This window comes from Paenibacillus sp. B46(2026) (assembly GCF_056786355.1).
This window is the reverse complement of the sequence record NZ_CM165907.1, coordinates 2,848,283-2,861,669: the sequence shown is the minus strand read 5'-3', so window position 1 is coordinate 2,861,669 and position 13,387 is coordinate 2,848,283. Positions and strand designations below refer to the sequence as shown.

General features: G+C 42.6%; 14 protein-coding genes. 5 read left to right on the top strand and 9 right to left on the bottom strand.

Annotation, left to right across the window (positions count from 1 at the left end; translation table 11 throughout):
- Positions 1 to 102: 102 nt before the first annotated feature.
- A complete protein-coding gene (locus AC1S8V_RS13145; RefSeq protein WP_482073955.1) occupies positions 103 to 465 on the top strand; it encodes an iron-sulfur cluster biosynthesis family protein in 363 nt (120 codons plus the stop codon).
- 426 nt (positions 466 to 891) lie between these two features.
- Positions 892 to 1,665 carry a M15 family metallopeptidase gene (locus AC1S8V_RS13140; RefSeq protein ID WP_482073954.1) on the top strand — a complete coding sequence of 258 codons (774 nt, stop codon included), beginning with the start codon at positions 892 to 894 and terminating at the stop codon, positions 1,663 to 1,665.
- 134 nt (positions 1,666 to 1,799) lie between these two features.
- Here the strand turns inward: AC1S8V_RS13140 and AC1S8V_RS13135 are convergent, their stop codons facing one another.
- A complete protein-coding gene (locus tag AC1S8V_RS13135; protein ID WP_482073953.1) occupies positions 1,800 to 2,039 on the bottom strand; it encodes a hypothetical protein in 240 nt (79 codons plus the stop codon).
- 130 nt (positions 2,040 to 2,169) lie between these two features.
- Here AC1S8V_RS13135 and AC1S8V_RS13130 point away from each other — a divergent pair, with 130 nt between their 5' ends.
- On the top strand, positions 2,170 to 2,802 hold the full coding sequence (locus tag AC1S8V_RS13130) for a nitroreductase family protein (protein WP_482073952.1): 633 nt from the start codon (positions 2,170 to 2,172) through the stop codon (positions 2,800 to 2,802).
- A 51-nt stretch (positions 2,803 to 2,853) separates the two neighbouring features.
- On the opposite strand, the gene AC1S8V_RS13125 is transcribed toward AC1S8V_RS13130, so the two are convergent.
- Positions 2,854 to 4,011 carry a leucine-rich repeat domain-containing protein gene (locus AC1S8V_RS13125; protein WP_482073951.1) on the bottom strand — a complete coding sequence of 386 codons (1,158 nt, stop codon included), beginning with the start codon at positions 4,009 to 4,011 and terminating at the stop codon, positions 2,854 to 2,856.
- 165 nt (positions 4,012 to 4,176) lie between these two features.
- Between AC1S8V_RS13125 and AC1S8V_RS13120 the strand changes: the two genes are divergently transcribed.
- Entirely contained in the window at positions 4,177 to 4,638 is a 462-nt protein-coding gene (locus AC1S8V_RS13120; protein ID WP_482073950.1) for an AraC family transcriptional regulator, read from the top strand.
- Between the two features lie 106 nt (positions 4,639 to 4,744).
- Here the strand turns inward: AC1S8V_RS13120 and AC1S8V_RS13115 are convergent, their stop codons facing one another.
- From AC1S8V_RS13115 to AC1S8V_RS13095, 5 genes are all read right to left on the bottom strand, one after another.
- A complete protein-coding gene (locus AC1S8V_RS13115; RefSeq protein WP_076214754.1) occupies positions 4,745 to 5,989 on the bottom strand; it encodes an aminopeptidase in 1,245 nt (414 codons plus the stop codon).
- A gap of 242 nt (positions 5,990 to 6,231) precedes the next feature.
- A complete protein-coding gene (mbcS, locus tag AC1S8V_RS13110; RefSeq protein WP_482073949.1) occupies positions 6,232 to 7,824 on the bottom strand; it encodes an acyl-CoA synthetase MbcS in 1,593 nt (530 codons plus the stop codon).
- Positions 7,825 to 8,322: 498 nt separating this feature from the next.
- On the bottom strand, positions 8,323 to 8,961 hold the full coding sequence (locus AC1S8V_RS13105; RefSeq protein ID WP_482073948.1) for a hypothetical protein: 639 nt from the start codon (positions 8,959 to 8,961) through the stop codon (positions 8,323 to 8,325).
- Between the two features lie 24 nt (positions 8,962 to 8,985).
- Positions 8,986 to 9,483, bottom strand: coding sequence for a matrixin family metalloprotease (locus tag AC1S8V_RS13100; RefSeq protein ID WP_482073947.1), 498 nt, complete (start codon positions 9,481 to 9,483; stop codon positions 8,986 to 8,988).
- Between the two features lie 274 nt (positions 9,484 to 9,757).
- Positions 9,758 to 10,762, bottom strand: a complete 1,005-nt coding sequence (locus tag AC1S8V_RS13095) for an aldo/keto reductase (RefSeq protein WP_482073946.1) — start codon at positions 10,760 to 10,762, stop codon at positions 9,758 to 9,760.
- A gap of 201 nt (positions 10,763 to 10,963) precedes the next feature.
- Here AC1S8V_RS13095 and AC1S8V_RS13090 point away from each other — a divergent pair, with 201 nt between their 5' ends.
- Complete coding sequence (locus AC1S8V_RS13090) at positions 10,964 to 11,809, top strand: AraC family transcriptional regulator (protein ID WP_482073945.1); 846 nt, start codon at positions 10,964 to 10,966, stop codon at positions 11,807 to 11,809.
- Between the two features lie 60 nt (positions 11,810 to 11,869).
- On the opposite strand, the gene AC1S8V_RS13085 is transcribed toward AC1S8V_RS13090, so the two are convergent.
- Together AC1S8V_RS13085 and AC1S8V_RS13080 are read right to left on the bottom strand one after the other, a co-directional pair.
- Positions 11,870 to 12,268 (bottom strand): Asp23/Gls24 family envelope stress response protein, encoded by a 399-nt coding sequence (locus AC1S8V_RS13085; protein ID WP_482073944.1) that lies wholly within the window; start codon positions 12,266 to 12,268, stop codon positions 11,870 to 11,872.
- A gap of 32 nt (positions 12,269 to 12,300) precedes the next feature.
- Complete coding sequence (locus tag AC1S8V_RS13080) at positions 12,301 to 13,380, bottom strand: AI-2E family transporter (protein WP_482073943.1); 1,080 nt, start codon at positions 13,378 to 13,380, stop codon at positions 12,301 to 12,303.
- Between the last annotated feature and the right edge of the window lie 7 nt (positions 13,381 to 13,387).

Sequence of the window (13,387 nt, the reverse complement as noted above, 5' to 3'; positions counted from 1 at the left end):
ATAAATGCTTTGATTTTTGACAAAGTGGTATAATGTGAATAGAAGCTCAATGAATTCTTTTACCACTTACAACCATGACCACATATAAAGGGGTGTACCTATATGTATATTCAAATTACAGATTTGGCTGCAAAACGATTGACGGAAAGCCTGAATGACCAACCTGGATATTTCAAAGTGATCTATGACTTGGAAGGTTGCGGATGTAACGGAGTTATCGCGATTATCATTGTTGATGAACTTGCGGCTCTCGACGCTCAGATTGAAACCAATCTGGTTCCGTTCTATGTTGATCCGAAGCAGCAGCTGAACCTAGAACAACACATGAAGCTAGATACAGAAGAGAATTATCCTTCTTTCAAATTAAGCAGTGATTCTGGTGTGCTCAGCGCCAACGTTCGTGTTCGTGACACCCGTGCTGTAGCTGCCGGAAGCTCCGGTGCATCAGACGCCTGCATGTTGTAATACACAATCTCCAGCATACTGGAAGTAATCTAGTATTATCTCTTCACTCAAAAAGGCTTTGCATTTATTGCAAAGTCTTTTTTGGTGTTCTTTACTTTATAAGCCTCTATCAGAGTTGCAAAAAAGACTCTATAAAAGATGAACTAAACATTTACACGAAACGGAGAGGACAGAAAGAACCTGAAGAAGCGAAGCGTTCGCCTTTATCACAAGATTTTCACCATTATAAAATTGAATCAAAAAAATCAGGGGATAACAGCGATCGGAAGGTTGTTCTGTCATCGTAGTTTCCAAGGTAAATATTCTTTAGTTCAACTTATATAGCAAACTTTGTTTACAACTCGGAAACAATTGGAGAACCTATGGATATAATCCTCTAGTATACTCGGTATATAGATTCATATATTCCGAGGAGGAACACACATCATGAAATCTTTTACTCGTAAATCCATCATATCTACAATTCTCGTAGGCTCTGTTGTAGCAGGTTCTGCATTTACTACGTTTCCCATCACTTCAAGCCTGAATCCCGTCGCGTCTGCGGCAAGCTCCAGCTTCACTCAATTTCTGCATGATAATGCACCTGGTCGTACGATCAAAACGATTAAAAATGTGGCAACCGTGACCAATGTGTCCAGCACAGTTGTACTTGTCAATAAAAAGAGAAATCTGCCTTCAACTTATGCACCACAAGATTTGGTTGTACCTAATATTCCTTTTAGCTTCTCAGGTGCCAGTCCGAAGAAACAAATGCGTAAAGTGGCTGCAACCGCGATTGAAAAATTATTTGCTGCTGCCAAAAAAGACGGCATTGATATCAAAGCGGTGTCTGGCTATCGCTCTTATACGACCCAGAAATCGATCTTTGACCGTAATGCCAGCATCAAAGGTGAAGCTGTTGCCAATAAAACAAGTGCTCGGCCAGGACAAAGCGAACATCAAACGGGTCTAGCCATGGATATATCAAGCGCTTCGGCCGGTTATGATCTTCAGCAAAGCTTTGGCAACACCAAAGAAGGCAAATGGCTGAAAGCCAATGCCCACAAGTACGGATTCATCATCCGTTATGGCAAAGATCAGGAGAAATTGACTGGTTACTCCTATGAGCCATGGCATGTACGTTATATAGGGGTATATATTGCTGGTGAGATTACCAACCAGAAACTTACGCTGGAGCAGTATTTGGAACGTGCCAAATAAGGCAGGTTTGAACCCAAAGCTTAGACAGTTATTTGATCAGATAAAAGAAGCGTGACTATAGATAACATGGCTGAAGTAGAAGATGGGGCCGAAACTGGCCCTCTTCTGCTTCATTCTTTCGTTTACTCACTTCATCATGTCCCAACGATTTTTCTAAAGACCAGTGGCAGTCTCTTCAGACCTTCTGTTCCAGCCCAAGAGCCTACTCCAGCAAGTAATGCATTATGGCACAAATAAAGTGCGACATTGTACACGATAGGGCCTAGAATAATCTCCACTACTACAAAACGTTTTAACGTCGAAGATTGGATCACATATACCCGAAATTCATGAGGGTCATGTCCTCCCATATACCTTGCGATCAATGCTTTCATGAATCACCTCTAGTGTTTTATTTTAGCGTATGGCAGACAATCTTTGTCTTATTCTAAAATAATACTTACATAAAGTAACTAAGTGTGTTATAGTCAGTTTATAAATCATACATAAGCGAGGGAAACTACCATGAGTGAGTTGGAGAATCTAGTCAAAAACCGTAGATCGGCCGTTATTTTTGAAGAAGGAATTGAAATTTTGGATTCGGAACTGCAAGAAATGTTTGCCCTGAACAAATTTGCGCCATCTGCCTTTAACCTGCAACACACGCACTATCTTGTGATTAAAGACGAGGAACAGAAAGAAAAAGTCTATGAAGCTTCCCAGCAATATAAAGTAAAAACAGCTTCTGCGGTCATCGTGGTTTTGGGCGATGTTAACGCACACCATCATATCCGCACCATTAACGAAGGCTTGCTGAACCTGGGCGCTCTTACTCCGTTCCAATACGAGCAGGAATCCCAAAGTGTCACTGAATTTTACGAATCTCGGGGCAGATTCTTCCAACGTGAGGATGCGATTCGCAATGCCAGCCTGTCTGCCATGCAATTGATGTTGATCGCTCAGGATCGCGGTTGGGATACTTGTCCAATGATTGGTTTTGACTCGGAAGAACTGCAACGGAGTTTGGAAATCCCTAACCATTACGTACCGGTTATGCTGATCACCATCGGCAAAAAGTCGGAAGCCAAACAGCGCCCACGCGGTTACCGTAAACCAATCAACGAATATGTTAGCTTCAACAAAATGCACGCTGAATAACATAAAAGTAGTTAAATGACACAGCAAAAAAGCCACGATCTCGTGGCTTTATTATGTTTCATAGATCAACGTATCCAACATGTGAAATTCATCGTCAAACTCGGCATATATGTACAGTCGACCAGCTGGTGTATCCCCCGCATCATAACCCAATCGGAGGTATTGATCTCCCTGAAATTCTACGTCAGCCAAAATCAATTCATTGATATCTTCGTCCGGATGAGCCTCGGCAATAGTTTTAAGTGCCTGCTCACCAAGCATGTCCCACCGTTTCCACGTCTCTTCCATATATGGGGACAATGTTATCATCTCTATCTTGGTTGAAACCTGTGCAGTGACTACAAGCTCATAGTCCTGAATATGTAAGCACATCTGATAGTTGGACATCGATGCGTCATACTGAAACACACCCATCCCCTGAACTTCATGATTGGATTCAAAAATCAGATTGTCTGCATATTGCAGTCTCTCCAGCTTGGGATTAGCGCTATAATCCAACTTGGTTAATTTGTTCTCGGAACAGTACAACTCTCTTAGTTGTACGTTATTGCGAATATCCAGCTCCCTTATATGGTTGTTAAAACAACGGACACTTTCTAAAACCATATTTGAACGAAAATCCAACTGTTTGATATGATTGTGGTTACAGCGAAGTTCAATCAAGTTTGGACAACCTGTTACATCAAGTTCCAGCATGTAATTGTTGGCGCAATCAAGTCGCCGCAGTTGCTTATTCTGTTCAAGTTCAAGTGAGAAAAGAGCGTTATAACTGCAACTAAGTTCCTCCAACTGCTCAAGGTGCTCCGAAGCCAGCTCCGACAACATATTCCAATGACCCTCCACCGTTATAAGTTTGGAATTATAAGAAAGATCTAATTTTCGAAGTCGATTAAAACTGCAATCCAGCACTTGCAATTCCGAATTGGAACGGAGGTCCAGTGTAAGAAGCTGATTCTCTCTGCAACGTAACGCCCTCAGCTTGTGATTCTGAGTAAGATCCAGACCGGTCAATTGATTATAGGCACAATCCAGCTCTTGAAGATCCCTGAAATATTCGATTCCATCAAGATTGCTAATATTGTGATTGGAAAGTTGCAATGTCTCAACCTCATGAACGTCACTTTCCTGAATGAACTCCCGCTGATCACAAAAACGATCCAACACAACTTGCCTGAAACGTTCATCCGTGAAGGCATAAGTAATATCCATGTCTAACGCCTCCCCCTCTCGTTTTGCTCTATGGAACAGTCTTCCAACATATTATCCCTATTCTATGAGTTTCGTCGCCGGGATTCAACAATTACCTAAGCAAATTCTTTTATACCATGTTAGCATCCAACTTGTAAGAGAAATCATACAGAGAGGAAGATTTTCATGGAAATGTATATCGAAAACGTCCCGTCATATCGTATCGCCTATGTTCGACAAGTCGGTCCTTACGGTCCAGCCAACGCCCAGGCGATGAATATGCTGAAACAATGGGCAGACAAAAACCAATTGCTTCATGAATCAGCAACATTACTGGGCATACCCCAAGATGACCCTACTACCACACCGCCCGAGAAATGTAGATATGATGCCTGTATTGTTATCACAGCATCTGAACGTCTGGAAGATGACCTAATTGAGATTGGCGAGCTTTCAGGCGGGGACTATCTCATCTATAAGGTGAGACATACAGCAGAAGATATTCAGCAGGCATGGAGTGTGATCATTCCTCATTTACAAACAAGTGGTTATCGGATGGATAACCATAAGCCGGTTATAGAACGATATCGTTGGGAACTGCTCCATCAGCATTGGTGCGAGATATGTGTGCCTGTAAGACCTGCGTAATCCATGTTATGAAGAAACGAAAAAGTGACTTCAGGCTGAAGTCACTTTCTCGTTAAATACGATTACTACTAATATATAAGTTGAACTAATATCGCCAGATTAGAAATTAAAATGCCCAGTTGCCTTTACGGAATACCGGCTCGATTGTACCGTCTTGTAACTCACCATCGATATCCAGCTCAGCGGAACCGATCATGAAATCAACGTGAGTCAAGCTCACATTGCACTCATGCTTCAGCAACTCTTCGTTAGACATGGTTGTGCCATCTTTCATGTTGAATGGATACGCACTTCCCACAGCCAAATGGCAGGATGCATTCTCGTCAATACCCGTATTGTAGAATATGCGATTCAGATTGGAGATCGGAGAGTCATGTGGTACGAGTGCGACCTCACCCAGATAACGTGCTCCTTCATCGGTGGCAAACAGGTTCTTCAAATGCTCTTCACCGGATGCTGCCGTAAACGCTACAACCTGTCCATCCTTAAATGTGATTCTCATCTGGTCTACCAGTTGCCCGTTCAGATTCAAAGGCATGGTGCTGCTAACATACCCATTCACTCCGCTACGCTTAGGCATGGTGAATACTTCTTCAGTCGGCATATTGGCAACGGTGTATACACCTTGTTTATTTTCGCTACCACCGCCACCCCAGATGTGGTTGTGGACCAATTCAATTTTCAAGTCTGTACCTGGCGCACGGTAATGCAGGCTCTTATAGTTCTTTTTATTCAACAAGTCTCCCATTGCAGTTAAGGTATCCAGATGCTTTCTCCAATTTTGCACGGCGTCTCCGCCATCTACACGGTTCATTTTGAAGATGGTTTCCCACATCACGTTGATTCGGTCTTCTTCCGGGATGTCGGCAAATACTTTGTTCGCCCAAGCCTTGGTCGGGGCCTTGATCAGACACCAGCTAATTTCATGGTTGCGTGTGTATTTGGCATATCCGCGACGTGCGTGTGCAGCTGCCTTAGTAGCACGGGAAACGCTGTCGGAGTCAATTCCGTTATACAGTTCAGGATCTGGAACTTTGATCGTCAGGGTAGCGCCGCCTGCTTCTGCAAACTTTTCCATCATATCCGCTTTCCAGGCTGGATAGTAGTCAAAGCTGTCATTGGAGCCATGCTCAAAACGACTGCGGGTAATGTTATCGTCATCGAAGTCCACTTGTACATAGTTTGCACCAGCCGCATAGGCTTTTTGCACAATCAGACGTGTGAATTCAAGCGTTTCGATGGGAGCAGTAACGAGCAGATCCTGTCCTTTTTGAATATTCACGCCAACTTTAACAACCAGTTCTGCGTATTGTTCCAATGATTTTTCAAAGGTTTGTTCAAATTGACTCATAGTTGTGTTCACTCCTGTTTCATATATTATGACATGGTTTGCAAATGACTTGGACTCTGTTGAGTGGCCGTTACAGCGAAGGATCGTTCTTTAGATCGTCGTTGTCTCCAAATTTTCTTCATCGTATTTTTCAAAGGTTAAAATTGGGAGACAAATACGAGCGCTATCGCTTCTTCAGAATCGATTCCTTCTCTTTCACTACGTATGCTATTATTTTTCAATCAATCGTTACCTAATCTCATTTAACTATTTCGTTTTTCTTGTTCGCGCAGTTCGATCCGGCGGATTTTACCGGAGTTAGTCTTCGGCAGATCCGTAACAAATTCGATCTTGCGTGGATATTTATAAGGTGCTGTGATTTCCTTGACGTGATGCTGCAATTCACGCATTAATTCCGGTGAAGCCAGCGAATCATCTCTCAGTACGACAAAAGCCTTCACTACATTACCACGGATCTCATCCGGACTCGCAACCACCGCACACTCCTTCACGCTGGGGTGTTTCATGAGTGCTTCTTCCACTTCGAATGGTCCAATCGTGTAACCCGAACTGATGATGATGTCGTCACTGCGGCCTTCAAACCAGAAGTAACCTTCTTCGTCTTTGCGTGCACGGTCCCCTGTTACAAAATAATCGCCACGCTGACTCGCTTCCTTCCGTCCCTCATCCTGATAATAGGACCGGAACAAAGCTGGCATCTCTTTGTGTACCGCGATATCTCCTACTTCACCCGAAGGAACAGGTTGTCCCTCATCGTCAATAATTTCAATCAATCCAGGTGTAATCGACTGACCCATCGAGCCAATACGTACAGGCGCATCTTTGAGACTGCCGATTAACAACGTGCTCTCGGTCTGTCCATATCCGTCTCGAATAGTCAGGTCGAAGTGACGCTGGAAGATTTCAATGACTTCCTGATTGAGCGGTTCACCCGCTGAAACAGCACTGCGCAGATGAGACAGGTCATAATGTCCAAGATCATCGGCTTTGGCCATCAACCGATATTCCGTTGGTGTACAGCAAAGGACATTAATTTGATGTTCCTGCATCAGTTCCAGATAACGCTTGGGCTGGAATGATCCATTGTAGACCAGTCCAGTCGCGCCTCTTCCGAGTACCGACAGGAACGGGCTCCAGATCCATTTTTGCCAGCCAGGTGCAGCCGTTGCCCATACGGTATCTGAAGGTTGAATATCCAGCCATAATGAAGAAGCAATCCGCAGGTGGGCATATCCCCAACCGTGGCTATGTACAACTCCTTTGGGATTACCTGTTGTGCCCGAAGTATAAGCAAGGATAGCCGTATCATCACGGTGAGTTTGCACCGCAGCCATCTCGTCAGGTTGATTTTGCATTAACTGATGCACATTGACCCAACCTTCAGCAGGTACGCTAACTTCTTCATTCGGTGATGCCACGATGCGATGTGCCAGTGACGGCAGATCCGCGTCCATCTTTTCTACTTCCGAGGTCGTCTCGGACCATACAATAACAGCCCGCGCCTCAGAGTGACGCAGACGATATTCAAGATCTTTTGCCCGTAACATCTCGGAGGAAGGAATAACGGCAATCCCCAATTTCAGACAAGCAATATAAATGACATAGGCAATAATACGGCGTGGTACCATGACCAACACCCGATCACCTTTCTCTAGTCCAAGTTCACGCAAACCTCCAGCAAGACGATTCGCCTGCTTGAATAAATCACCATAAGTGATCTCTTCCAATTCTCGTTGATCGCTGAGCCATCTAAGTGCAATCCGGTCTGATGGATGATTTTCCATCTCGGATGTCAGGTTATAGCTTTCAGCCGAAATCCACTGTTCAAAGTTCAAATGGAGCCTCTCCTTCGTAGTTCAAATGTAAAGCTTCTATATATTATACCCTAAATCCTAGGACCAGGTGCTATGATATAAAATGAATAGCAAAAATAGCCGCCATTATTGGCGACTATTTCAAAAAACCTTCGTTTCATTAAACTGAAACTTACTTTTAATCCTTCTTACTTGAAAGAATCAGTCTTATATGCAGCATGATAATTATTATCAAAAAATATAACGAGCACGTCTTTGACTCTGCTATCCTTTACATAGAAGATGTCACTTCCTTGACCTGCTACATTAGATTCTCCATGATTCTGAGGAAAAGGCGAGACTTGTTTAGATATTTCTCCCACCTGATCACCGACTTTCGAGGAATCATAATTGGGTCCTTCAATTAGATATAATTGTTCATCCCACATAAATGCCGCAGGGTAACTCTGGTCGGATTCATTCGCACAGGATGAAATGAGAATTAACAACGGGAATATAATAATACATATTTTCGTTAATTTATATATCATCATTCAATCTACTAATTAATTCATCAACATTATATTTCGTTCCATTTTTGTCATAAACCGCTCCGTCAATAACTTTCAATACACTTTGAGGGCCCCATGATTTACCCACATGATTTGTAAATAATATAACCTCATCACCTTCATTTAATTCTCCTCCATCAGGAACAATTCTCAAATTCTCAGTTTCTCCGCCTTCTTCTTTATACAATATCGTTTGTTCTTCCATCGTCATTCGATATCCTGCATCAGCGATCTCCCCATCCATTTTAATTGGAGTAATAATTTTTACTGATATATCTGTATATAAATCTTCAACGTAGGTTACTTCCTCTTGCTTTGTGAAATCCAAATTGTAAGAAGACTGCTCACTAGAATTAGAAATTAGTTCATTATTGGTTTTTGGTAAATATATTTTTTCTGAAACCGTCTCCCCTCTGGCCTCCACTTTTCCATAAACAATGTTATCCGCTACCTTGGATAACTCATCTAAAGTGTAATTGGGATATGTAGCACTATATTCAATAGTAGGTTTAAATGTTGAACTCGCTACTAGAAATCCTGACAAAATACTAATACCTAGAAATGAAATGGTGAACAAAGTATAAGTCACTTTTTTGTTTCTTTTCAATACAATCACCTCTTTCTTTATTTTTTAATACAACGAGTTTTTAGCATCTTTATCATATTGGGTTAAACTCCTTGCTTTTGTTTCATTTGTGAAAGAGTAATTATACATAGTATAGTCTTGATCCCCAGAGCTATGTTGAGAGTCAGCATCATGGCAGTGTGCTATACCCAGAGCATGCCCCAATTCATGAGTAGCAACACTTTGTATATCATATGCACCCGCAACAGCACCATCAGCGAATTCATACTTAGTATTAAATATTATATCTGCTCTAGTCATATAGGTTTTACCTGAAAAACTACCTGTAGTGGGAAACATTTTACCAATCCAGGAATCATCTGGTCTATTGGATGCACTGATATCCCCTGTAGCATTAGTACTGCTGCTATTAAACTGAAATTGCTTTTTAGTGCTTACATCATTCCACGTATTCATTCCCTTCTGAATAATTGTTTTCCAAGTGGGGTTTAAAATTGTATCATAACGAATCGGAGTTGAAGCAACATACCACGTATATCCCAAAGATCTAGCCAAAACATTCTGGGTTATTAAAAATGAAGATGTAAACAATAAAATCCCTGTTATAGTAACTAAAAATAAAATTCTTTTTGTTCAAGTCAACCACCTCTTTCTTTTTTTCTCAAAATAAACTTTTATTGTAATATTTGGAATAGGGATAAAGTCCCATCTCATTTAAAGATAATGCTCATTCAGCTTATTCCCTAAAATTCACATACTTTTAAAAACTCAATACTTCAAATTCAATAAAAAATGTATAACAGTCCAGACTGTCAATTTACCAAGGATAATTACCCATGCCGTCCAGAATGCTCTCAATCTCATTGAGCTCTTCTATTGTCAGATCCGGTGCCTGGAGCGCAGCCACGTTTTCTTCAATCTGGGACACACGGCTTGCACCAATCAATGCAGAAGTTACACGGTTACCGCGCAAGATCCAGTTCAGTGCCAGTTGGGAGATCGTCTGACCTCTTCGCTCTGCAACCGCCTGAAGCGCATCGAACTTGGCAATCCGTTCGTCCGTGTATGCTTCTTTTTTCAAATTACCTGTTGGATTGGCTCGTTCTGCCTTGATCTTGTCGACATATTTATTCGTCAACTGACCGCGGCCGAGCGGACAGAATGCAATTGAACCTACGCCTTGCTCATCCAATACGTCCTGCAGACCGTCTTCAATCCAGCGATTCAGCATCGAGTAGTTTGGCTGATGAACCAGACATGGTGTACCCAGACGACGGAGAATGGTTACCGCCTCTTGCGTCTGTTCTGCATTATAATTGGATAAGCCCACATACAGTGCTTTACCTTGCCGCACGATATGATCCAGTGCCGTCATCGTTTCTTCCAATGGTGTATCCGGATCTGGACGGTGATGATAGAAAATGTCCACATAATCCAGTCCCATACGGCTGAGACTTTGATCCAGACTGGCAATCAGGTTTTTGCGGGAGCCCCACTCGCCGTAAGGTCCACTCCACATATGATAGCCTGCCTTCGACGAGATAAGCAGTTCATCCCGGTAAGGACGCAGATGTTTTTTGTAAATCACACCAAAGTTCTCTTCGGCTGATCCTGGAGGTGGGCCATAGTTATTCGCCAGATCGAAATGGTTAATTCCGAGATCGAAGGCACGCAAAATCATCTCTTCCTGAATATCCAATGTACGGTTGCCACCAAAGTTCTGCCATAAACCCAGCGCAATTTGTGGCAGTCTGATTCCGGATTTGCCGGAACGTACATATTTCATCTCATCATATCGTTGTTCACTCGCAGTATAGGGCATCGTTATTCTCACTTTCCTGTAAGGTTTGTTGAATTCCTTTTCATCTTAGACAATTGTCTGTCAAAACGATATGGCATTTCACGCTGAACATATGTAATAATGATTGTTATCTATATATACTATCGTTAAATTCTTAATCTTTTCAGATATGTAGTATGTTAAAATGCAAGATGAGACGAAATCGTACAGGAGTGAATACCCTTGATTACGTATATGTTCAAGAACAATCATTTTCAGGAGCTTCAGCTCCTTCATTATGGTACGGAAGCCTGTACACCAGGTCACCACTTTGGTCCCGCCATGAGAGACTATTACAAAATCCATTATATTTTGAATGGCAAAGGCACCTTCGAAGTTGGAGGCAAAACGTACAACCTGCACAAAGGACAAGGTTTTCTAATTGTTCCGCACTCTGTCGTGCATTACGAAGCAGATCAGGATGATCCATGGGAATACAGTTGGGTTGCTTTTCAAGGCAGCAATAGTTCATCCTTTTTACAGCATGCCTGTCTGTCAGAGCATCACCCGATCTTTGAGCTGGGCAATGAGGATGACGAGATGCGATCCTGCCTGCACCGAATGGTCAATTCCCGCAATACGCACAAAGGCTGGGAGATTAGCATGACGGGTTTGCTGTATCAATTCTTCTCCATTTTAATTGATCAGGCTAATTCAGAGCATCTTCAACCCATGCCGGATTATTCGAAGGAAACGTACGTAACGCAGGTAATGGACTTCATTGAAATGAACTATGCCAATGCCATTACCGTTCAATCGGTTGCGTCCCATGTCGGTTTGCAGCGCAGTTACCTGTGCTCTCTCTTCAAGGACCAGATGGGAAGCAGTATTCAGTCGTATCTGGTTCATTACCGGATGCGCAGGGCAGCCGAATTGACCCTTGATCCCGGTCTGACCATTGGTGATATTGCCCGCTCGGTGGGCTATAAGGATCAATTGCTTTTCTCCAAAATGTTTAAAAAAGTGATGGGCGAAGCTCCCACCTATTACCGTAAACATAAAATAGCACCCTCCCAGTTAAGTTGCTAATTGGGAAGGTGCTGTTTTTGCCAATCATTTATCCTTACAATCGTTATCCCTTACTCTCGTTTATACCGTCTCCTTCATAGATACGCCGACGACTTGCACTTTAATTTCATTCACCATAACGCCTGCTAATTGCTCTACAGCCTGTTGAACATTATGTTGAAGTTCACGGCAGACCTCGTGCATATTGTTACCATATTGAATGTTGATGCGCAGCTGGATGGTTGCCTGATCGTCTTTGACGTGTACGTCAATTCCTTTTTGCAGACTCTTGCCGCTAATACTCTTGGCAATCCCTTCAGTCAGCCCAACAGACATGGATGATACACCATTCGTGTTCTGAGCGGCCATCCCCACGATCTTGGACAACACATCATTCGAGATGTGAATCGTACCTAATTGAACAGATTGAGGTGCGATATATTCAGGTTCGTTGTATGGTTTTTCGATAATTTCAGACATGTACTCCACTCCTTCAAATAATTAAAAAAATTCTATGCATTCTGCCATTTGTCCTTGAAGAACATGTTATAGATTCGAACCAAAAGAATTTTAACGATCATATAAACCGGGATAATAATCAGGATGGCAATAATGCCACCCAAGTCCCCAGCACCCAACACCAGAATGATGGTCGTGAGCGGGTGAATATCGAGCTTTTTGCCGAATACGTACGGTGCAACCAGGTTGTCCTGAATCTGCTGAGCGACAAGAATAATAATCAGAGACCAGATGGCAACCGATGGTGATACCACGAGACCCATGATCACAATAGGGACGGACGACACAATCGCGCCGATAAACGGAACAAAGTTCATGATGACCGCGATTACCGTGAGCAGTAATGCGTACGGCAGTCCAATGATGAGGAAACCGATATACATCAATACACCCAGCGCCAGATTTACCAAGACTCTTCCCACAATAAAACCACTCAGCGCCTGATCAATCTCAAGTACGGCTTCACGGCTGTCATTTTGGAAACGTTTTGGAGCGATATGTGCCAATTTGCGACCGAACTTCTCACCTTGTTTCAGCATGTAGAACAGAATGATCGGTAATGTAAACAAGATGATCGCAAAACTGGAAACCAGTGAGAGAAAGCCACTCACGTAGTTGGTCACAAAGTTAAATCCTTTGTTGATATACTCCGTGATTTGAGAGAAAGGTGTTGAGCCCTCAGGGAACAAGGCTTGAATGGCACCATTCTGCTCCAGCTCTCTCAGCTGTTCACTTAATGAATTGATTAGATTCGGCGCGTTATCGACCAGATTAATCAGTTGCTCACGTAACGATGGCCATAAGCCAATAATGAAGAACACTCCCAGAATAGCAATAACCAGATAGATTAGCAAAATACTTAGCGTGCGATTTAATTTCTTTTTCTCCATATAATTCACAAGCGGTCGGAGCAGATAATAAAAGAACACCGATAACATCATCGGCACGGTAATGACCGTGATCATGGTGACGAGCGGCTGAAAGATGAAACTCACACGTGATAATAAATAGATATTAACCAATAACAACGCCAGTGCAATACTGAACCGGACAAACGTATTTACTTTGAACAAAATATTT